This is a genomic window from Pseudomonas songnenensis (assembly GCF_003696315.1).
GTDB lineage: Bacteria > Pseudomonadota > Gammaproteobacteria > Pseudomonadales > Pseudomonadaceae > Stutzerimonas > Stutzerimonas songnenensis.
Window position 1 is genome coordinate 114,473 of the sequence record NZ_RFFN01000003.1, and the last position, 19,745, is coordinate 134,217.

A 19,745-nucleotide genomic window follows, 5' to 3' on the forward strand; every position below is an offset into this window, starting at 1 on the left:
TGTTACTCGTTGGGGTTACGGTGGTAGAGCTGGACTTCGCTGCCACGCCAGCGGCGCACGGCCTTCTGGAAAAACAGACTGTTGGGCACCTGAACGATGGCGCCAGTGCCCGCCTCGGCCACCTCTTCCAAGGTGGTGTAGACCAGATTGATGTCGATCACACGACCCTTGACGATCGGCTTGTCGAACGCCTCGACGATTTCCACGACGTCACCCAGCCGGAACGGTCCCACGGTGAGAATCAGCACCGCACACAGCAGGTTGGACAGCACGCTCCAGATGGCAAAGAAGGCGATCGCCGCCACCGCGACGAACCCGGAAATGGCCGTCCACAGCACCGTGGCAGAAACACCGAAGCGCTCCAGCACCATGATCAGCGCGCCGCCGATGATGAACCAGCGGATGCCGCCGCGCACCGGGATCAGCAACTCCGGCGGCAGCGGATAGCGCGACGAAACCCGCGTCAGACCGCGTACCACCAGCCGTTGCAGCACGTAGGCCACCAGCAGGATCAGCAATACCTGCAAGCCCAGCATCCACTGCAAGCGCCACTCTTCGACCAGGCTCAGCCAGGGTTCGCTCATGCGCTGGCCTCCAGTTGCGCCTGCAAGGCTTCCAGCGTTTCCAGCGCCTCCAGCCAGGCCTCCTCAAGCTCGCCTTCGCGAACCTTCAACTCGGCCTGTCTGGCCAGCAGCTGGCGCAACTCATCCTTGCGCGCCGCCTCGTAAAGCGCGCTGTCGCCCAGGCTCGTTTCGAGCTCGGCCAGTTTTTCGTGCACCGTCGCCAGATCCTTCTCCAGCTTGTCCGCCTGGCGCTTGTGTGGCGCCAACTGCTGACGCAGCGCCGCCGCCGCCTGGCGCTGGGCGCGCTTGTCGGTCTTGTCCGCCGCGGGCTCTCCGCTGGCAACAGGTTGCTGACGCGCCCGGTAGTCCACCAGCCAGCGCGCATAGTCCTCGAGATCGCCGTCGAAACTCTGCACCTGGCCGTCCGCCACCAGCAGGAACTCGTCGGTGGTGCTCTTGAGCAGATGCCGGTCGTGGGACACCACCAGCACCGCACCCTCGAAATCCTGCAGGGCCATGGTCAGTGCCAGGCGCATTTCCAGATCGAGGTGGTTGGTCGGCTCATCGAGCAGCAACAGGTTGGGCTTGCCCCAGGCGATCAGTGCCAGAGCCAGGCGAGCCTTCTCGCCACCGGAGAAATTCAGCACCGGCTCGTCGCAGCGCGCCCCCCGAAAATCGAACCCGCCGAGAAAGTCACGTAATGTCTGCTCGCGCTCGCTCGGCGCGATACGCTGCAGGTGCAGCAGCGGGCTGGCCTTGGAATCGAGCGAATCGAGCTGATGCTGGGCGAAGTAGCCGACAGCCAGATTCTCGCCGCGCTGCAGCCGGCCACTCAGCGGTGCGAGCTCGGCGGCAAGCGTCTTGATCAGCGTCGACTTGCCCGCGCCGTTCGGCCCAAGCAGACCAATGCGCGCACCCGGGACCAACTGCAGCTTGACCTTCTCCAGGACGACCTTCTCGCCGTAACCGAGGCGTGCTTCGGCGAGGTCCAGCAAGGGACTGGACACCTTGTCCGCCTCACGGAAGCGGAAATCGAATGGCGAGTCCACATGCGCCGGCGCCAGCTCCTCGAGCCGCTCCAACGCCTTGATCCGGCTCTGCGCCTGGCGTGCCTTGGTCGCCTGGGCCTTGAAGCGGCGGATATAGTTTTCCATGTGCGCGCGCTGCGCCTGTTGCTTCTCGAACGCCTGCTGCTGCTGCGCAAGGCGTTCGGCACGGGTGCGCTCGAACGCCGAGTAGCCACCGCGGTAGAGCGTCAGCTTGCGCTGTTCCAGATGGATGACGTGATCGACCACTGCATCGAGAAAGTCACGGTCGTGGGAAATCAGCAGCAAGGTGCCGGGATAGCCCTTGAGCCAATCCTCCAGCCAGAGAATCGCATCGAGATCGAGGTGGTTGGTCGGTTCGTCCAGCAACAGCAGATCGGACGGGCACATGAGCGCCTGCGCGAGGTTCAGACGCATACGCCAGCCACCGGAGAAACTGCTCACCGGCAGCGTCATCTGCTCGTTGGCAAAGCCCAGCCCGGCGAGCAGCTTGCGCGCGCGGGCATCGGCGCTGTAGCCGTCGAGGTTGTCCAGCTCGGTATGCAACCGCGCCAGAGCGTTGCCATCGTGCGCCTGCTCGGCAGTGGCAAGCTCACGCTGGACGCGGCGCAGCTCGACGTCGCCGTCGAGGACGTAATCCACCGCCAGGCGATCGAGGACATCGATCTCCTGGCGCATGTGCGCGATGCGCCAGTCCGGCGGCAACTGGCAATCGCCACCATCGGGCACCATTTCACCGCGCAGCAGTGCGAAGAGGGTGGATTTGCCGGCGCCATTGGCGCCGATCAGGCCGGCCTTCTGGCCGGGGTGCAGGGTCAGCTCGGCGCCTTCCAGCAAACGCTGCGGGCCACGCTGTAGAGTGAGATTCTGAAGTCGGATCATAATGCCGGCGAGTTTATCAGTTCGCCTGGAAAGCCAGCCGAGCTAGCCGCAAAAAAAGGCGCACTGCCAATGCCTGACCTGAACCTGTGGAATTTCGCTGTGCGGTGCTATGCACAACCCGGCGTCGAGAGTGCCTGTCTGGAGCTGCAAAGCCAGGGCGCGGATGTGTGCGTACTGCTTTGCGCTGCCTGGCTGGAAGCTCGAGGGGTGGCCTGCAACGAAGAGCGGCTGCACGCGCTGCAGGACGTCGCCGCGCCTTGGCAGCGAGATGTTGTGGAGCCGTTGCGTGCGTTGCGCCAGGCATGGCGACCATTGGCCCAGAGGGACGAAGCGTTGCGCGAACTTCGCGAGACGCTGAAGACGATGGAGCTGCAAGCAGAACGCCACCTGCTCGCGCGGCTACAGGCAACAAGTGACGATTGGGCCCTGTCTTGCGAACCCAACACGTGGCTGAACGCACTGGCGCCGTCGAACCACTGCTGCGCAGACCTGGAAAGCCTGCGCAGCGCGGCGTATCGGATTCAGCGCGAGCTGGACGACTTTTGAGGGCTGGCGGCTGGCTTGCGCGGAGCGGGCTTCTTCGCGGCAGGTTTGCTGGCTGGCTTGCTGGCGGCAGGCTGAACCGATGCCTGCGGGGCGGGTGCCGCTTTCTCGGCAGCCGCAGGAGCGACCGCAGGCTTGGTCGCCGCGCTAGGCCGGGTACGGGCTGGCGCCTTCCCTGCAGTCGGGCGTGCAGTGGCGGGTTTGGAAGCGGCAGTACTGGCTGACGTCTTGGCCGGCGCTTTGGCCGGAGCCTTTGCCGGGGCTTTAGCGGCTGGTTTTACCGCTGTTTTGGTGGCTTGGGTTCTGGCTGGTGTCGCCGCGGTTTTCGCAGCAGCTTTCGCAGCGACTGGAGCCGGCTTGCGCGCAGTCTGCCGAGGCGCTGCAGCTTTGCCGGTGGTGACGGTCGACTGCTGACGACTCAGCAATTCCTTGTCCGCGGCGTCGGCAACCTGCCGGATGCCCTGCGCCAGCTTCAGACTCTGCTCGGCGTCGCGCTTGAGTTCGGCAAGATAGGTCAGGGTTTCGCTCTGCCGATTCTGCAGCAGCGCGAGCGAGTCCTCGAGTTCGGTGAGCCGCGTGCGCGCCTTGGTCTGTGCCTTGGCTTTGCCGGCACTGCCCGCTTCGTCCAGCTTGGCGCGGGCCTTGGTCAGCTTTTCCTGGGCTTTGCCGCGCTGCTTCTGCAGCTTGGCAAGCGCGCTCTCGGCATCCTTGACTGCCTGGCTGCAGGCTTTGTCCAGATGCTCGATGAGGCTGTGCGAAAGCTGTTGCAGCAGATGCAGCGGTGTAGTGACAGACTTCTTCTTCGCGGGCATGAAGGTGCCTCCTGGCAGGAACGATGCAGCCATACTAGACGGCCCGCAGGGTGGCCGCCAGAGGCCAGGAAGCGCCGCATCTGCCGCAGCGCCTGGTGCGTCATTCAGGCAGGAGTGGCAGCTTGCTTGTGGGCGGTATGCAGCACTTCGATCAGGCAATCTTCCAGCTCGAAACGCTCATGCAGCAGCTGACCAAGCTTCTTCAGCTCATCGGCCAGGCCTGGGCTGCCCAGACAGTCGCCCTTCTCGCAGCGATCATTGAAGCCCAGCGCGACCTGGGTGATGGTCTCGATACGCGGATAGATCTGCTTGGCAAGCTCGATGGCGCGCGCGTCGCCGAAGGCTTCGGCCTCGGCGAGCAATTGTTCGTAGATTTCAAAGTGGCCGGCCGAGACGTAGTCGACCAGATATTCGCAGAACTGCTGCAGACCCTGACGAGCAGCGGCGTCGTCGCGCTCGGTGTGCAACCCGTCGTAAGCATTGATCAAAGCGTGGCGCTCGTGCAGCCAACGGTCGATCAGCAGATGTACACCACCCCAGCGTTCCTGGGCATTCCGACAGCTCTCGAGCATGATGACCTCACTTCCCTAATCGATGATGCTTTACGCCATCCCGAGACGTTTTTGTCTTTCGGTATCGGCCTTTGGGTGAGTGGCGGCAGCGAATGGCAGGAATCCGTCACCGCACGAGCAGACTATGCCGCGACGCTCGATGCATCAAGCAAAATGCCGATGAATCTCGCGAGCGCACAGCGGCCCCCACGGGCCGCGCGTCCATGAGAAGACCGTGCAAGCGCAACGGGAGTTCGACAGGAAGGTAAAAGATCTGCTCAGTCGCGACGAAGCAGTTGCCACAGGCAGAGGATCGCCATGCCGATAAAGCCCAGCAGGCTCCACTCCGGGATGCTCATGCCCAGCATCGTCCAGCTCACCTCGGCGCACTCGGCGGTGCCATGCAGCACCAGGCGGGCGATTTCCTGGAACGGCAACGCCTCCATCATGTATTCCAGGCTCGGCAGACAGCTCGGCAGCTGATCGGCCGGCACGCTCTGCAGCCAGATCTGACGAATTGCCGTGGCGGCGCCCGCCAGCACGAACATCAGAGCAAAGCCGGAGTAAACGCGGCGACCGGTCTTGGCCGGCCCGTGAATCGCCGCCGCCAGACAGATCAGGCCGAAACCGATCACGCAGATGCGCTGGACGATGCACAGCGGGCACGGCACGAGGCCCATCACATGCTCCATGTAGAGCGCGATGGCGATCAGCAGGGCGCTGCCCAGGAAGGCGACGAAGAACAGGGGACGGGGGCTGGCCAGGCGCATGGTGGCTCCGCTAGCTGGAAAAGTTCGCTACGGTAGTGGAAACCCCAGCGGCCTTACAAGCGGCGAGCAAGTCGCACCGATGCGTCAGGCCCGCCAGCTGGCGGGCCTGTCTAGCCCATCACAAGGTAGCGGGCAGATTGCGGCCGAGCAGACCGACGCCCTGCTGGAACAACCGGTTGCTGTTCTCGGTGTCACCCAACTGGGCCAGCAGGCGAGCCAGCTCGGCACAGGTTTCCGGACGATGATCGAAACGCAGGCTCGCCTCGAGATAGTCGCGTGCCTTGCCCCACAGCTCGTTACGCAGGCTCAGACGCCCCAGCGCAAGCAACAGCACCGGGTTTTGCGGGTGATCCTTGAGCCAGCCCTCGGCGTGTGCGAGCTGGCGCGCCGGATCACGGCCCAGCACCCGCCCGTAGCGCTCCACCAGACGATCATCGAACTGCCGTTTGATCGCTGCATACAGGACTTCCTCGGCCTTGGGCTGCGCGCCCAGGCGGGACAGCCCGTCAGCATAAGCGCGTACTACCAGCGGCTCGCTGCGCAGCGCGCTGGGAACGGTCTGCCAGCGCTGGTTGAGCCCTTCGATGCCCGCCTCGGCGGCTACTTCGGACGGCTGCCCGGCCTGCTCGACCGCCGCCGTCCAGGCCAGCACTTCGAGTTCGCTCAGGCGCGCCGGAGGCAGCACCCTATGCTTGCGCAGCTCCGGCAGCAAGCGGCACAGCGCCGCCCAGTCTTCGAGCTGCACGTAGAGCTGCTGCAGTAACGTGAGGACATAGGGGTGGCGCGGATGGTCGTTCTGCAATTCGCTGAGCGAAGCACGGGCTTCGACATACTGGCCCCGGGCAATCTGCAGCTGCGCCTGGGTCAGGCCGATCGCCAGCGCCGCCTCGGGCTCGCGCTCACGCGCCTTGTGCAGCAGCTCGTCGCTCTGGGCATATTCACCCAGCTCGTTGGCTGCCCGCGCCGCACCCAGGTAATGCACCAGGGGCTGGCGATCCTTTTCTGCGGCCAACTGCAGGTGCGTCAACGCCGGGCCCCACTGCCCCTCGGCCAGCTCACGCAGCCCCTTGCGGGAGGCGTTTTCCACGCGCCGTGCGCGGTGCCGCCGTGACCATGGATTGACCAGTGCGCCGGACACCTGCAGCACGCCCAACAACCAGTGCACGACCATCGCCAGCAACCATAGACAGCCAACCAGCGCGAGGAATACCCAGAAGCTCGATTCGTAACGGAACTGGTCGTAGGTGATCAGTACGTAGCCGGCGCTCTGACTGATCGCCCAACCGAGAAAGCCTGCGATCGCAAGCAGAAGGATGAATACCAGGGCCAGGCGTTTCATGTGCGCTCTGCCTCCTGCGCCTCGTTCCGCGTCTCAGGCTGAGACGAAGCTTTGCTCGCCGGGCCTTCGTCGCGGCGTTCGCGCTTCTGCACATAGGCCTGCAGAGCCTGCAACGCCGGCGCCAGATCAGGCAGAGTCACCTCCACCTCGCGCTGGGACAATGCTTCGAGACGCTCGCGCAGACCACGCGCCTGGCCGTTGTCTTCGCTGAAGTGGTCCTTGATTACTGCACTCGCCTGTTCCAGCGACTGCCGGTAGACCTTGGCATTGCCGTTGAGCACTGCCCATTGCGCCTGCTCGATGGCCAGCGACAGCGCCAGACGCACCTGCCCCAGCGTCTGGCCAGCAAGCAGCGGCTTGACGTCGCCGCCGGCATCGAAATCCACCCGCACGTAGCGAGTCAGCTCGTTGAGCCAGCGCTGCCAGGGACTGTCCTGAGCGTTTTCCGGCACTGCCTCGCCGTTGATGAATTCGGGCGCGAGCGCGCTGAGCTGGTTGCTCTGCCCACGCAGCGCCCCGAGCTGCAGGAACAGGCCGGTACGATCAAGCTCCGGCAGGCTGCGCAGCGCCTCGAGGCCCTCCAGCAGTTTCTGCCGTGTGCCGTAGGCGCCGGGATCGTCCTGCTTCTGCAGGATCAGGTCGGCTTCGTGAACCAGCATCTCGGCGCTCTTGATGTCCTGCATTGCAGACAGCTGCAACATGGCCATACGCAACAGATGTTCGGCCTCGGCCAGGCGCCATTCCTCACGGCTGGCGCCCAGCACTTGCTCGACTCGCCCGGAAAGCCGCTGCTGATCGCTCTGCAATGCAGCCAGCAATCGACGCCGCTCCTCCAGCTCGCTGGCCGACGGCAGCTGCTCCAGACGGCCCAGGCGTGCCGCCAGCTCGCGCTCGCGTTCAGCGAGTTGGCGAGTCTGCTCGCCGGTGCTCTGCAACGCTTCGAGCTGGCGATCCTCGCTGGCACCAAGCTGCTGTAGCTGCCAGAGGCCATAGCCGCCGAGTGCTACGCCACCCAGACCGACCAGCAGCGCCAGTGCCGCCAGTGATTTGCCTCCTGCATTGGCGCTGGCAGGCCTGGATGGAGCTGGCTTGGCTGGCTTTGCAGTTTCGACGGTCGGCGTCGGCTCACTGGCGGGGGGTTGCAGCGGTTCTTTCTTGGAATCTGCTTCGCTCACGTTTCCATCCTTTGCTTCAGGAGGCAGTCACCGCGGTTTCCCGCAAGGCCGCCAGCAATGCCGCAACGCCTGCGCCACGGCAATCCACAATTCGTTTGGCGCCTAACTGTCGAGCCATCTCCGCGACCCGCGGACTGGGTACGAACAAGGGTAGCTCAAGCCATTCAGGCCAGGTATCGGCTGCCAGCTCACGCAGCGACAGCAAACCCTGCCCACTGCTGACCACCAGGCCGTTGAGCCGTTCCGAACGGACCGTAGCGACCAGCGTGCCCGGCGGGTAGGCAGGAAGCGTGCGCCGGTAGAGTTCGAGGATATCCACCTGCACCCCGCGCCCGCGCAATGTATCGGCGAGCAACTCACGCCCACCCTCGCCACGCAGGATCAGCACCTTGGGATCGGGTCTGGCCAGTGCCTCGTCGAGGCGCGGCAGCGCCAGCAACGCCTCGCTGTCGTCGCCACGCTCCGGCCAGCTGGTGTCCAGACCGTAGTCGGCGAGTATCGCGCCGGTGGCGGCACCAACGCTGAACCAGGCCTGGCCGAATGGTGGCTGTGGCCAGTAGCGGTCGAGCAGCTCGATGCCCAGCCGGGCCGCCGGCTTGCTGACCACGATGACTGCGCAGTAGCGATCCAGCTCGAGAATCGTGGTGCGCTGCTCGGCGGTTTCCGGCAAGGGCTCGATCGCCAGCAGCGGCAGGCTTGCACTGTGAATGCCGGCTTCAGCCAATGATGCCGCGACCGGCCCGCACTCCTCGGCCGGCCGCGTCAGCAGCAGACGCCAATCGCTCACTCGTGGCCAGCCTCACCGTAAACCGCCTGGAGGATCTGTTCGGCGCCCTGGGCCAGCAGCGCCTCGGCGACCTGTACGCCCAGCGCCTCGGCATCGGCGGCCGGCGCACGGCCCTCGGCGCGCAGCAGCAAGGTACCGTCCGGCTGCCCGACCAGCCCGCGCAACCACAGCTGTTCGCCTTCGAGCACCGCGTAACAGGCGATCGGCACCTGGCAACCGCCGTTCAGACGCTTGTTCAAGGCACGCTCGGCGACGACACGGGTCGCGGTCGGCGCGTGGTTCAGGCATTCCAGCAGCGCATGCAGTTCGCTGTCGGCGGTACGGCACTCGATACCGACAGCGCCCTGACCGCCAGCCGGCAGGCTCTCGTCGACGCCAATGCTGGAGCGGATGCGCTCACCGAAGCCAAGGCGGATCAACCCGGCGGCGGCCAGGATGATGGCGTCATACTCGCCAGCATCGAGCTTGGCCAGTCGGGTGTTGACGTTGCCGCGCAGGAACTGGATTTTCAGGTCCGGCCGACGCGCCAGCAGCTGGGCCTGGCGGCGCAGCGACGAGGTGCCGACCACGCTGCCGGGCGGCAGCGCATCGAGGCTGTCGTAGTGATTGGAGACGAACGCATCACGCGGGTCTTCGCGTTCGCAGATGCAGTACAGGCCCAGCCCTTCGGGAAACTCCATCGGCACGTCTTTCATGGAGTGCACGGCGATATCCGCTTCGTTCTCCATCAGCGCGGTTTCCAGCTCCTTGACGAACAGGCCCTTTCCGCCGATTTTCGCCAGCGGCGCGTCGAGCAGCTTGTCGCCGCGGCTGACCATCGGCACCAGGCTGACCTTCAGCCCCGGGTGCGACGCCTCCAGGCGCGCCTTGACGTATTCGGCCTGCCACAGGGCCAGGGCACTCTTGCGGGTGGCGATGCGAATTTCGCGAGACATGGGCAATTCCAGAACAGTGAATTGCCGGCGATGATAACAGGCCGCGCAACCAGCCTGGGTTGGCCGGAATCAAGTAAAGAGCGGGTATGACGGTGCGCCGATTCCCCAGCCGCGGGCTCGCCAGCCGCGACAGCCGGCAAGCACCGACGCCGCGGACGGCGCTGCGTCAGAGGTTCTGCATCAGCTTGCGCACACCGGCTACATGCCGCCGGCTCACGGTCAGCGCCTCGCCCTCGAGCCCCTTGAGGAACAGCTGGAAATGCCCGAGCGGCGTGCGCTGCAGACGCTCGATGCGATCACGGAACACCAGCGCGTTGCGGTGGATACGCACGAAGCGTTCGCCGAACTCGTCTTCCAGGGACTTCAACGGCTCGTCCAGCAGCACCTCGCCGCCGATGTGGCGCAGCGTGACGTACTTGTGGTCGGCGATGAAGTAGATCACGTGATCCAGCGGGATCAGCTCGATGCCCTTGCGGGTACGCGCGCTGATATGGCTGCGCGGCCCGGCGCCGGAAACCGCCGCCGGACGGGTCAAGGCGGCGAGCTGAACGCGATTCGGCCGCTCCGCTTTTTTCAGCGCCTCGGTCAGGTGTTCCGGGCGTACCGGTTTGACCAGGTAGCCAACCGCGCTGACCTGGAACGCCTCCAAGGCGAATTCATCATGGGCAGTACAAAAAATCACCGCTGGCGGCGCATCCGTCTCACAGAGTTTGGCGGCAACCTGCAGGCCATCGAGCCCGGGCATGCGGATATCCAGCAGCACGACATCAGGGCGCAGTTCCTCGATCAGCGTCAATGCTTCTTCGCCATTGCTGGCAGCAGGCTCGAGGACACGATAGCCGTCGAGGTCACCTACCAGTCGGCTGAGGCGCTCGCGGGCTAGAGGTTCGTCATCGACAATCAGGACATTCATATAGATCTGGCTTCCTGCGTTTGTCTCGCACATGGATAGCGTAGACATGTGTAATGGCGGCCTTCACGGCGCTCCACGCTGAGACTCGCTAGCGGACCGAAAAGTGCCGCTAATCGTGCGTCGATGTTCTGCAGCCCCTGACGCGTACCGCGTGAAGCCAGCGCTTGAGCGGTTTCGTCGAACGGGTTGCTGACCACCAACTGAAACATGCCGTCGGCATATTCGGCGGTTACGCTGACCACTCCTCCCTCGATACGTGGCTGAATGCCATAGACCAACGCGTTCTCCAGCAGTGGCTGCAACGTGAGTTGCGGAATCGGCAGGTCGTCCGGTACGCCGTCGATATGCCAGTCCATCTGCAGCCGGTCGCCCAGCCTGTACTGCTCGATCGACAGGTAGCGCTGCGACAGCTCCAGCTCATCGCGCCAGGCCACCAGCGTACCGGGGCGAGCCAGGCTCGCACGGAACAGGTCGGACAGATCCAGCACCGCCTGCTCGGCCTTGGCGGGGTCGCTGGCAACCAGTGCGGCGATGCTGTTGAGGCTGTTGAACAGGAAATGCGGGCGGATACGTGCCTGCAGCGATTCGATCCGCGCACGCAACTCCGCCTGCTCCTGACGCCGCCATTGGCTCTGCAGATAGAAATAGCGTAGCAGCAGCCCTGACATGATCAGGCTGATCAGCGCATGGCGCAGGTAGAGGTTGACCTCGCCGTCGCGAGAGAGCGGGCCGCCGAGCTGATAGATATCGGCCACCGCGGTGCAGGCCAGGGTCAGCCCAACCACCAGCGCGCAGCAGGCAAGCCCCGCGAATGCCGCCCGGAGCCGGGCCAGCAGAGGCCGCAGCAGGCACATGGTGCCGGCCGACAGCAGCACGATCCACTGCACGAACAGCGAGGTCAGCGCCAGGCGCATCCAGTTGAAGCCCGGCTGCATAGGCTCGGCCAGCACCAGCACGAACACCAGCAATTCGGCGAGCAGGACGAGACCGAGCAGGGCCTCGGGCTGGCACAGCTCGGGTACGAAGAAGTCGTCGGTTAGGGCGGTGGATTTCACACGATTCGGCCTGATGGGTATCCGGAGGGCGAGTTTCCTTGGCCGCCCCGGCAACGGCAAGACGATCGCTCGTCGCCATGCTGGGATTAGTCGGGATTTGCCAGCCAGCTCACCCTTCACGCCGAGGTTCCGAGGTGCCCGATCGCAGCGCCATCCCTGTTATCATCGCGGCCTTTCCTCAGCCTTCGGATTTCAGCGAGCGCATTCATGAGCACCGACAAGACCAACCAGTCCTGGGGCGGCCGTTTCAGCGAGCCCGTCGACGCCTTCGTCGCCCGATTCACCGCCTCCGTCGAGTTCGACAAGCGCCTCTACCGCCACGACATCATGGGCTCGATCGCCCACGCCACCATGCTGGAAAAAGCCGGTGTACTGACCGAAGGCGAACGCGACGCGATCATCGCCAATCTGAAGGATATCCAGGGCGAAATCGAAGCGGGCACCTTCGACTGGCGCGTGGATCTGGAAGACGTGCACATGAACATCGAGGCGCGGCTGACCGACCGCATCGGCATCGTCGGCAAGAAGCTGCACACCGGACGCTCGCGCAACGATCAGGTCGCCACCGACATCCGCCTGTGGCTGCGCGACGAAATCGACGTGATCCTCGGCGAAATTACTCGACTGCAGCAGGGCCTGCTTGGTCTGGCCGAAGCCGAAGCGGGCACCATCATGCCCGGTTTCACCCACCTGCAGACCGCGCAGCCGGTGACCTTCGGCCATCATCTGCTGGCCTGGTTCGAGATGCTCAGCCGTGACTACGAGCGTCTGGTCGACTGCCGAAAGCGCACCAACCGCATGCCGCTCGGTTCGGCCGCGCTGGCCGGCACCACCTATCCGATCCAGCGGGAGATCACCTGCGAACTGCTGGGTTTCGAAGCGATCTCCGGCAACTCGCTGGATGGCGTTTCCGATCGCGACTTCGCCATTGAATTCTGTGCCGCCGCCTCGGTGGCGATGATGCACCTGTCGCGCTTCTCCGAAGAGCTGGTGCTCTGGACCAGCGCTCAGTTCCAGTTCATCGACCTGCCGGATCGCTTCTGCACCGGCTCCTCGATCATGCCGCAGAAGAAGAACCCGGACGTACCCGAGCTGGTGCGCGGCAAGACCGGTCGTGTGTTCGGCGCGCTCGCAGGGCTGCTGGTACTGATGAAGGGCCAGCCGCTGGCCTACAACAAGGACAACCAGGAAGACAAGGAACCACTGTTCGACGCCGCCGACACCCTGCGCGACAGCCTGCGCGCCTTTGCCGACATGGTCCCGGCGATCAAGCCCAAGCGCGAAATCATGCGCGAGGCTGCGTTGCGCGGCTTCTCCACCGCGACGGATCTCGCCGACTACCTGGTACGCAAGGGCCTGCCCTTCCGCGACTGCCACGAGATCGTCGGCCACGCGGTGAAGTACGGCGTGCAGACCGGCAAGGACCTGGCCGAGATGAGCCTGGATGAGCTGCGCCAGTTCAGCGACCAGATCACTGACGACGTGTTCGCCGTGCTGACCCTGGAAGGCTCGGTCAACGCCCGCGACCATATCGGCGGCACGGCACCGGACCAGGTACGCGCTGCCGTGGCACGCGGCAAGAGCCTGCTGGCCACTCGGTGATCACGCCAGGCCGACGTATTTCCGTGGTCGGCTGTTCGGGGGCAGGCAAGACCACCCTATCGCGTCGGTTGGCAGCGCAGCTCGGTTATCGCCATATCGAGCTGGATGCCCTGTATCACCAGCCCGACTGGCAAACCCTGCCCACCGAGCAGTTCCAGTCTCAGGTCGCCGAAGCAATACGCAGTGATGGCTGGGTCGTGGAAGGCAACTATTCCGCGGCCCGCCCTTTGGTGCTGGAGCACGCGGATATGGTGATCTGGCTCGATGTGCCGCGACCGACCGTAATGCGCCAGGTGCTCTGGCGCACCTTACGACGGCTTTTCAGCCGTCAGGTGCTGTGGAACGGCAACCGTGAACGCTGGGCCAACCTGTTCAGCCTCAAGCCCGAACAGTCCATTCTGGTCTGGAGCTGGACGCGCCACGCCAAATACCGCCATCGCTATGGCGAAGAAATGCGCAATGCTCCGGCGCATCGCCAATACCTGCGACTGGATTCACGCCAGGCCGTCGAACGCTTTCTTGCGGGCCTGCCAGCCGGCGCAGCCACTCGATAAACGACCAATTTTCTGGATGAACGAGATGCCATTGAACATTCGCCCCGCGGTGCGCGAAGACGCCGCCCTGATCCTGCGCTTCATCACCGACCTGGCGATCTACGAAAAGGCTGAGCACGAGGTCAAGACCGACGTCGCCGGCATCACGAACAGCCTGTTCGCTGACGGCAGCACCGCCCACGGCTTGATCTGCGAGCTGGACGGCGAGCCGATCGGCTATGCGGTGTATTTCTTCAACTACTCGACGTGGCTGGGCAAGCACGGCCTGTATCTCGAAGACCTCTACGTCACGCCGCAGCAGCGTGGCGTCGGCGCCGGCAAGGCGCTGCTGCGCCATTTGGCCAAGTTGGCAGTGGCACGCGGCTGCGGGCGCTTCGAATGGTCGGTCCTTGACTGGAATCAGCCAGCCATCGACTTCTACGAGTCCATTGGTGCCAGGCCGCAGAACGAGTGGATCGGCTACCGTCTTACCGGCGACGCACTGTCAGAGTTCGCAGCGGGTTGATCAACCGTCCGAACGCGCCTGCACCCGACTCCGCAACTGCGGTTCCGGCGCGCAAGCCTCGCCTGCCCTTTGCCAACGCCTGGTTCTTCCCTGCTGCCGCGCTCTACGCAGCGTTCATCCTGCCGTGCTCGGTCCTTGCACTCCTCGGCCTGCTTCCGGCGTTGCCCGGATTGGCTACACCCGCCGGTCATGCTCACGAAATGATCTTCGGCTTCGCCCTCGCGGTGATTGCCGGCTACCTGCTCGGCCCGCAACCGCTGCGTTTTACCCTGACACTGCTTGGCTGCTGGCTTCTGGCGCGGGTGAGCTTTCTGCTCTGGCCAGACTCCTGGCTGGCACTGGCCAGCGCTGCGGTCTTCGCCGCCGGGCTTGCCTGGAAGGTACTGCCACGCTTTCTTGGCGCCGCGAAGAAGTGGCGCAACCAGACAGTCGCACCCGTTGTGGCCGCGCTGGGGCTGCTCAGCGCAGCGGCCAGCAGTGGCTTCGGCGCGAGCTTTGACCAACGGGTATTGCTCGAAGCGCTGCTTCTGCTCGCAGCGCTGATGTTCTTCATGGGCGGCCGGATCATCGCGCCCGCCGTTGCCGGATACGCACAGAGCCAGGGCCGGCAGCTGGCTGCGCGAGTCCAGCCGAATATCGAGGGTGCCGTGCTGATCCTGCTTGGCCTCGCACTTGTGCTCAACCTTCTGTCCTGGTCACTGACCCGGCAATTGACCGGAGCGGCGCTGATCACCGCCGGCGTGCTCACGATCATCCGTCTGCTGCGCTGGCAGCCTTGGCACTGCGCCCGCCCGGACCTGCTGATCCTGCTGCTCGGCTACACCTGGCTCGCGCTCGGGCTACTGCTGTTTGGCCTGAGCACATGGCTGCCGCGGCTGCCGCTCAGTGCAACGCTACACGCACTGAGCGTCGGCGCACTGGGCAGCCTGACCTTCGCGGTGATGGCGCGCACGCGACTGATCTACCGCTTTCGCGATCCCGCTGCGCAGCCATGGATTCAGGCCGTCGCGCTGCTGATCAGCCTGGCGGCCCTGGCGCGCGTGTTGCCCACGCTGCTCAACCTGTCCAGACCGGGCTGGTTGCTGCTGGCCGCCGCTAGTTGGTCGCTAGCCTTTCTGGCGCTGGCGCTGCTGCTCTGGCGCTGTCGTACTGCGCACCCAGACAGCACTCGCGTGAGACCTGACCGCTGAGCCAGCGCCGGAACTCTCGTGCGTTACGCTTGACCTACATGCAGCCGACGGCTAATTCCAGCCGCGCCTCCCGCACTCATCGAGGCCTGCATGACCGACCTGCGCACCCTGCTGCTGAACCAGGACACCCAGGGCGCCGAGCTCTTCGACTCGCCCAAGGAGCGCCTGATCTTCTACCGCTCCGAGATCCACTTCGAGTCCACGCTGCTGGCCGATCGCACCAGCACCTACCTGTCATCGCAGTCATTCCTGATGATCGCGTTCGCCTCATCCATGGCCAACAGCAACCCAGAATGGGGCGACCTGTTCCGCCTGGTAGTACCGGCGATTCTCTCGGTGCTGGGGCTGATCACGTCGCTCCACGCCATGCCCGGCATCAAATCGAATTTCGAGGTGATCGAGCGCTGGCATCAGAAGCAGTCCGAGCTCCTGCAGCTCGAAGGCCGCGTGGGCATGCTGCCGAACAACGAGTCGGCGCTGTTCGGTGAGGGCACCAGCCCGGTAGGCGGACCTCGCTACAAACGCACCCTGCTATTCTCGTTGCGTACACCCATCATCTTCTCGCTGGTATGGACCGCATTCGGCCTGCTGTGCCTGGCGCTGAGCTTCATGGACTGAACCGTTGTGCCACCGCGGCATTGCCCCGACGGCCGCCAGATGTTTAGCTGAGGGCATCCCTACGGAGGATCTCCATGCCCGAATCCGACCGCCCACGCTATCGCATCGATGCCGATCGCCAGGCCGCTCATCGACGGGTACGCTACGTTGAAACCAACCGTCCGGATGATGGCAGCTGTACGATCTGTCAGCTCGATGAGGAAAATCCGGCACCGCTCGACGAGAAACCCGCCATGGCGCAAGACACCCCTAGCAACGAAGAAGACGAAGACTTCGCCGAATCCCATCTGATTCAGGCCATCGAGAACCAGATCGAAGCCGGCGAGCCGGCGGCGACTCAAGCCACACTGAACAAGCTCACCCTGGTTGGCTACGAGCGCGACGAATGCGTGCAGATGATGGCATTGGTTCTGGCACACGAAATTCGCAGCATGCTGGCCGAAGACCGCCCTTTCGACGCCAGCGCCTACGAGGTCATGCTGCGCAAGCTGCCAGAGCTTCCGGAAGCGAGCGAATAAGACCTGGATCAAGGCAGGGCCACTGACAGCATCTACACTCAGCAAACAGGGCACAAGCCCACCATCCGAGGAGCGAGCATGTCGTACACCCCTGAGTTGGTCGCCGAGCTGGACGTACTTCGACAGTTCAATCTGGAAAACCTGCAGGAAGGCCTGAAGGTTCATCACGACGCCAGTCCTTCGACTATCGCCGCCTTTTCACGTCTGCACGCCAAGGGCCTGATCACCCAGGCCGACGGCGGTTACCTCACCAGCCTCGGTCGTGACGCGGCCGAACAGGCACAAACGCTGCTCACCATCCTTTCGGAAACGGCCACGGCCTGAACAACACTGCTTTACTGCCTCTGCCCGGGTCGGAAAATACCGCCCCGGGCTTCGGTCGGTCGCCGACATGGCCCGAGCCAGCCTCAAGCCCTGCGCCTGCTGGCCGATGAACAAGGTTAGCCAGGCCTGCAAGACCCACCATGATCCGCACTCACCACCCTATTCAGCCGATTCTCGAAGACGGCATCGATCGCAAGGTCCTGACGACCCTGCGTGCGCGCTTTCTCGCATTGAACGATGCCCGGTTGAATCGGGCACTGGCAGCCATGTCGACCCGCCAGCAGCAAGTGCTCAAGCTGTTGCCGCTGCTGTTCCACGTCAACCATCCGATGCTTCCCGGCTACGTGTCGGCGAGCACACCGGCCGGACTCGCCCACTTCGAACCAGACAGCGAGCAGTTGGCCGAAGCGCAGCGCCTGAGCCGTTCGTTTGCCTACAGGACCGTGCGGGGCAAGACTCCCCGGCCGATTCAAGGCCTGTTCCTCATGGGCAGTCTGGGCACCGTAGCGCAGGACGAGCACAGCGATCTGGACGTCTGGGTCTGTCACGATCCGGCGCTGGATGCCCAGGGACTCGACGAACTGCGCCGCAAGTGCGAACTGCTGCAAGCCTGGGCAGCGACCCAGGGCAGCGAAGCGCATTTCTTCCTGGTCGATCCGCAGCGTTTCACCCAGGGCCAGCGCGAGGCCCGGCTGACTTCCGATGACTGCGGCACCACTCAACATTATCTGCTGCTCGATGAGTTCTACCGCACCGCGCTCTGGCTCGGTGGCTGCACACCGCTGTGGTGGCTGGTGCCGGACTACGAGGAACATCGCTACGACGATTATGTGAGAACGCTGCTGGCCAAGCGCTTCGTCCGTGCCGATGAGGTTCTCGATCTCGGTCATCTCGGCCAGGTGCCGCCCGGGGAGTTTGTCGGTGCCGGGCTCTGGCAGCTCTACAAAGCCATCGCCTCGCCATACAAGTCGCTGTTCAAGCTGCTATTGGTCGAGGTGTATGCCAGCCAGTACCCGCAACTGCGCTGCCTGGCGCTGGACTTCAAACGGGCTATCTATCAAGGCCACATCGAGCTGGACGAGCTTGATCCATATATCGCTGCCTACCATGCCATCGAACGCTACCTGAGCGAACGCGGCGACCAGGAGCGCCTGGAGCTGGCACGACGCTGCCTGTACCTGAAGATCAATCGCCCGCTCAGCTGGCCGCCCGTCCATCGCAACAAGAGCTGGCAGCGAACCTTGCTCGAGAGTATGACGCGCAGCTGGCACTGGGATGAACGCCAGTTCGCCCTGCTCGATAATCGCAGCCAGTGGAAGGTGCGCCAGGTCAGTCAGGAGCGGCGCGCGCTGGTCAACGAACTGACCTATGGCTATCGCTTCCTCAGCGACTTCACCCGGCGCCTGCAGGCCGTCAGCCCGCTCACCAGTCGCGACCTGGGCGTACTTGGCCGCCGTCTCTACGCCGCCATCGAGCGCAAGGCCGGCAAGATCGAGGTGGTCAACCTCGGCATATCCCCCGACATGGCCGAGGACAGCCTGACCCTGGTGCACGGCTATGACGCAGCGGGCGACGTGCACTGGTCGCTCTACCAGGGCCAGCTCACGGCGCCGGAACTCTCCAATTTCGCGCCGCTGAAGCGCGCCCGCGAACTGCTCGCGCTGCTCGCCTGGTGCCATCGCAACGGCATTGTCGATACCGGCACCCACCTTTCGCTGTTTCCGGGCGATAGCGGCTTGAGCGAGGCGGAGCTGTTCGCCCTGCTCAGCGACCTGCGTCGGACGATGCCAATGCCACTGCCTCAGGTCGACGAAGAGGCACTGCTGGCGGCGTGCAAACCCAGTCGCGTGCTGCTGCTGATCAACGTTGGCCTGGACCCCACGCTTCAGAACGCAGCCGGGCTTGCAGGTAGCGAGCCGGTACTTCCGAGCGCTGCGGCGGAAAGCCTTGTGCTCAGCATCGACCAGGTCACCCTCAACAGCTGGAACGAGATGCTGGTCAGCCGCTACGAAGGACCAAAGGCGCTGCCCTCGTGCCTGCGCGATTATCTGGAGAATCTCGCGCAGAGGGCGGAGTTACCGCAGCTCCAGGTATTCTGCTTCGCGCGCAACCGCGGGCAGCTCATCGCCCGCCGGGTTGAGCAGCTCTTCGATGACGCCTGCCAAAGCCTCGCCGGCGAGGCTCAAGGGCGCTACCTGTTGAAGATCCGCCAACATTTCCACGTGTTGCAACGCGATGCAGGCGAGCTGCGCCTGATCAATCTTGTCGACCGCTCAGCACTGATCGAACATCTCGGCGAAGCGCATCATGCGTACCTGCCACTGCAGCTCGACCGTGCGGCGCTGGAAGGCGACGACCTGGCGCTGATCCTTGCCCAGCAGCGGGCAGGCTGCCTGCAGCTGTTCTACCGCACGGCGGGCGAGCTTGCCGAAATCAGCGTACTGGACGAATACAACGCGCTGTGGCGCCAGCACCTGCCCTATCGCGACGAACGCTCGCTGTTGCGCCCGCTGATGCGTTTTCTCGAGTCGATGCGCTATCGACGCAAGGCGCAACAGGAGAATCAGGCCCAGCTGCTGGCTGATGCGCCCATCATCTTTTACCGCATCCATCCCGAACAGGGTTCGCAACCCGCACGACTGGAGCGCCGCCCTGCGCCACTGGAAGAAATCAACGACCCATTCTATGACGTGCAGGCCATCGTCGAATCCGGCGAGAACGGTCGGTCGCAGGTCACGCTGTACTGTAACCAGCAGGAGTTCTCCGGCCTGGAGTACGGAGCCGGGCTGTTCGCCGCGGTGGCCCGCGCCATCATCTCCCGCCGCCGTGATGGCGAGCGCTACCCTTGCTACATCACCGATCTCGACCTCACCGGCCTGCACGGCGGCGGGCGCAGCCAGACCGTGCAGTACCTGCGCTACAAGGCGCGGCTGGAGGCTGCGTTGAATGCGGCAATCGAATCGTAGGGAGTTACCAGCTCACACGGGCTTCAGACAGCAAGAAACCTGAACGGGCGAGCCGCAGCAGCTAGCGCACAAACCGTAGCCGGCAATCGGAGAGGGC

20 protein-coding genes are annotated in these 19,745 nt (G+C 64.3%); 9 read left to right on the top strand and 11 right to left on the bottom strand.

What is annotated here, in order from left to right; all coding sequences use genetic code 11:
- Positions 1-2 precede the first annotated feature (2 nt).
- Positions 3-584: a mechanosensitive ion channel domain-containing protein gene (locus EA798_RS09190; RefSeq protein ID WP_106156013.1), complete on the bottom strand. Its 582-nt coding sequence runs from the start codon at positions 582-584 to the stop codon at positions 3-5.
- Positions 581-2,491, bottom strand: coding sequence for an ATP-binding cassette domain-containing protein (locus tag EA798_RS09195; RefSeq protein ID WP_122098752.1), 1,911 nt, complete (start codon positions 2,489-2,491; stop codon positions 581-583). Before EA798_RS09195 ends, EA798_RS09190 begins: the two co-directional genes overlap by 4 nt.
- A 69-nt stretch (positions 2,492-2,560) precedes the next feature.
- Here EA798_RS09195 and EA798_RS09200 point away from each other — a divergent pair, with 69 nt between their 5' ends.
- The gene (locus EA798_RS09200; RefSeq protein WP_106156015.1) at positions 2,561-3,037 is read left to right on the top strand and encodes a TIGR02444 family protein; all 477 of its coding nucleotides are present in this window, start codon (positions 2,561-2,563) and stop codon (positions 3,035-3,037) included.
- On the opposite strand, the gene EA798_RS09205 is transcribed toward EA798_RS09200, so the two are convergent.
- The 9 genes from EA798_RS09205 to EA798_RS09245 all read right to left on the bottom strand — a co-directional run bounded on the left by EA798_RS09205 (position 3,013) and on the right by EA798_RS09245 (position 11,392).
- Positions 3,013-3,846, bottom strand: a complete 834-nt coding sequence (locus EA798_RS09205) for an AlgP family protein (protein WP_122098753.1) — start codon at positions 3,844-3,846, stop codon at positions 3,013-3,015. The genes EA798_RS09200 and EA798_RS09205 overlap by 25 nt on opposite strands.
- Before the next feature lie 104 nt (positions 3,847-3,950).
- On the bottom strand, positions 3,951-4,418 hold the full coding sequence (locus EA798_RS09210; RefSeq protein ID WP_015278405.1) for an Rsd/AlgQ family anti-sigma factor: 468 nt from the start codon (positions 4,416-4,418) through the stop codon (positions 3,951-3,953).
- A gap of 257 nt (positions 4,419-4,675) precedes the next feature.
- Positions 4,676-5,167 carry a disulfide bond formation protein B gene (locus EA798_RS09215; protein WP_106156017.1) on the bottom strand — a complete coding sequence of 164 codons (492 nt, stop codon included), beginning with the start codon at positions 5,165-5,167 and terminating at the stop codon, positions 4,676-4,678.
- A 118-nt stretch (positions 5,168-5,285) separates the two neighbouring features.
- The gene (locus EA798_RS09220) at positions 5,286-6,506 is read right to left on the bottom strand and encodes a heme biosynthesis HemY N-terminal domain-containing protein (RefSeq protein WP_122098754.1); all 1,221 of its coding nucleotides are present in this window, start codon (positions 6,504-6,506) and stop codon (positions 5,286-5,288) included.
- Positions 6,503-7,681: a uroporphyrinogen-III C-methyltransferase gene (locus tag EA798_RS09225; RefSeq protein WP_122098755.1), complete on the bottom strand. Its 1,179-nt coding sequence runs from the start codon at positions 7,679-7,681 to the stop codon at positions 6,503-6,505. Before EA798_RS09225 ends, EA798_RS09220 begins: the two co-directional genes overlap by 4 nt.
- Positions 7,682-7,697: 16 nt before the next feature.
- On the bottom strand, positions 7,698-8,468 hold the full coding sequence (locus EA798_RS09230) for a uroporphyrinogen-III synthase (RefSeq protein WP_106156020.1): 771 nt from the start codon (positions 8,466-8,468) through the stop codon (positions 7,698-7,700).
- Positions 8,465-9,403, bottom strand: coding sequence for a hydroxymethylbilane synthase (gene hemC / locus EA798_RS09235; protein ID WP_106156021.1), 939 nt, complete (start codon positions 9,401-9,403; stop codon positions 8,465-8,467). The genes EA798_RS09230 and hemC overlap by 4 nt, the downstream gene beginning before the upstream one ends.
- 166 nt (positions 9,404-9,569) lie before the next feature.
- A complete protein-coding gene (locus EA798_RS09240) occupies positions 9,570-10,316 on the bottom strand; it encodes a LytR/AlgR family response regulator transcription factor (RefSeq protein WP_015278411.1) in 747 nt (248 codons plus the stop codon).
- A complete protein-coding gene (locus tag EA798_RS09245; RefSeq protein ID WP_204156844.1) occupies positions 10,313-11,392 on the bottom strand; it encodes a sensor histidine kinase in 1,080 nt (359 codons plus the stop codon). The genes EA798_RS09240 and EA798_RS09245 overlap by 4 nt, the downstream gene beginning before the upstream one ends.
- Before the next feature lie 186 nt (positions 11,393-11,578).
- On the opposite strand from EA798_RS09245, the gene argH reads away from it, so the two are divergent.
- The 8 genes from argH to EA798_RS09285 all read left to right on the top strand — a co-directional run bounded on the left by argH (position 11,579) and on the right by EA798_RS09285 (position 19,648).
- The gene (argH, locus tag EA798_RS09250) at positions 11,579-12,973 is read left to right on the top strand and encodes an argininosuccinate lyase (protein ID WP_122098756.1); all 1,395 of its coding nucleotides are present in this window, start codon (positions 11,579-11,581) and stop codon (positions 12,971-12,973) included.
- On the top strand, positions 12,970-13,527 hold the full coding sequence (locus EA798_RS09255; RefSeq protein WP_122098757.1) for an AAA family ATPase: 558 nt from the start codon (positions 12,970-12,972) through the stop codon (positions 13,525-13,527). Before argH ends, EA798_RS09255 begins: the two co-directional genes overlap by 4 nt.
- A 25-nt stretch (positions 13,528-13,552) precedes the next feature.
- Positions 13,553-14,032: a GNAT family N-acetyltransferase gene (locus EA798_RS09260; protein WP_122098758.1), complete on the top strand. Its 480-nt coding sequence runs from the start codon at positions 13,553-13,555 to the stop codon at positions 14,030-14,032.
- Entirely contained in the window at positions 14,029-15,222 is a 1,194-nt protein-coding gene (locus EA798_RS09265) for an NnrS family protein (RefSeq protein WP_122098759.1), read from the top strand. The genes EA798_RS09260 and EA798_RS09265 overlap by 4 nt, the downstream gene beginning before the upstream one ends.
- Before the next feature lie 90 nt (positions 15,223-15,312).
- Positions 15,313-15,840, top strand: coding sequence for a hypothetical protein (locus tag EA798_RS09270; protein WP_106156025.1), 528 nt, complete (start codon positions 15,313-15,315; stop codon positions 15,838-15,840).
- A 74-nt stretch (positions 15,841-15,914) separates the two neighbouring features.
- Positions 15,915-16,358, top strand: a complete 444-nt coding sequence (locus EA798_RS09275; protein WP_122098760.1) for a hypothetical protein — start codon at positions 15,915-15,917, stop codon at positions 16,356-16,358.
- 78 nt (positions 16,359-16,436) lie between these two features.
- Positions 16,437-16,682 carry a TIGR02647 family protein gene (locus EA798_RS09280; protein ID WP_015278419.1) on the top strand — a complete coding sequence of 82 codons (246 nt, stop codon included), beginning with the start codon at positions 16,437-16,439 and terminating at the stop codon, positions 16,680-16,682.
- A 140-nt stretch (positions 16,683-16,822) separates the two neighbouring features.
- The gene (locus EA798_RS09285) at positions 16,823-19,648 is read left to right on the top strand and encodes a class I adenylate cyclase (protein WP_122098761.1); all 2,826 of its coding nucleotides are present in this window, start codon (positions 16,823-16,825) and stop codon (positions 19,646-19,648) included.
- The last annotated feature ends 97 nt before the right edge of the window (positions 19,649-19,745 follow it).

Coding starts and splice junctions, on each gene's coding strand:
- EA798_RS09190 (WP_106156013.1), bottom strand. CDS start 584: ATGAGCGAACCCTGGCTGAGCCTGGTCGAAGAGTGGCGCTTGCAGTGG.
- EA798_RS09195 (WP_122098752.1), bottom strand. CDS start 2,491: ATGATCCGACTTCAGAATCTCACTCTACAGCGTGGCCCGCAGCGTTTG.
- EA798_RS09200 (WP_106156015.1), top strand. CDS start 2,561: ATGCCTGACCTGAACCTGTGGAATTTCGCTGTGCGGTGCTATGCACAA.
- EA798_RS09205 (WP_122098753.1), bottom strand. CDS start 3,846: ATGCCCGCGAAGAAGAAGTCTGTCACTACACCGCTGCATCTGCTGCAA.
- EA798_RS09210 (WP_015278405.1), bottom strand. CDS start 4,418: ATGCTCGAGAGCTGTCGGAATGCCCAGGAACGCTGGGGTGGTGTACAT.
- EA798_RS09215 (WP_106156017.1), bottom strand. CDS start 5,167: ATGCGCCTGGCCAGCCCCCGTCCCCTGTTCTTCGTCGCCTTCCTGGGC.
- EA798_RS09220 (WP_122098754.1), bottom strand. CDS start 6,506: ATGAAACGCCTGGCCCTGGTATTCATCCTTCTGCTTGCGATCGCAGGC.
- hemC (WP_106156021.1), bottom strand. CDS start 9,403: ATGTCTCGCGAAATTCGCATCGCCACCCGCAAGAGTGCCCTGGCCCTG.
- EA798_RS09240 (WP_015278411.1), bottom strand. CDS start 10,316: ATGAATGTCCTGATTGTCGATGACGAACCTCTAGCCCGCGAGCGCCTC.
- argH (WP_122098756.1), top strand. CDS start 11,579: ATGAGCACCGACAAGACCAACCAGTCCTGGGGCGGCCGTTTCAGCGAG.
- EA798_RS09260 (WP_122098758.1), top strand. CDS start 13,553: ATGCCATTGAACATTCGCCCCGCGGTGCGCGAAGACGCCGCCCTGATC.
- EA798_RS09270 (WP_106156025.1), top strand. CDS start 15,313: ATGACCGACCTGCGCACCCTGCTGCTGAACCAGGACACCCAGGGCGCC.
- EA798_RS09275 (WP_122098760.1), top strand. CDS start 15,915: ATGCCCGAATCCGACCGCCCACGCTATCGCATCGATGCCGATCGCCAG.
- EA798_RS09280 (WP_015278419.1), top strand. CDS start 16,437: ATGTCGTACACCCCTGAGTTGGTCGCCGAGCTGGACGTACTTCGACAG.
- EA798_RS09285 (WP_122098761.1), top strand. CDS start 16,823: ATGATCCGCACTCACCACCCTATTCAGCCGATTCTCGAAGACGGCATC.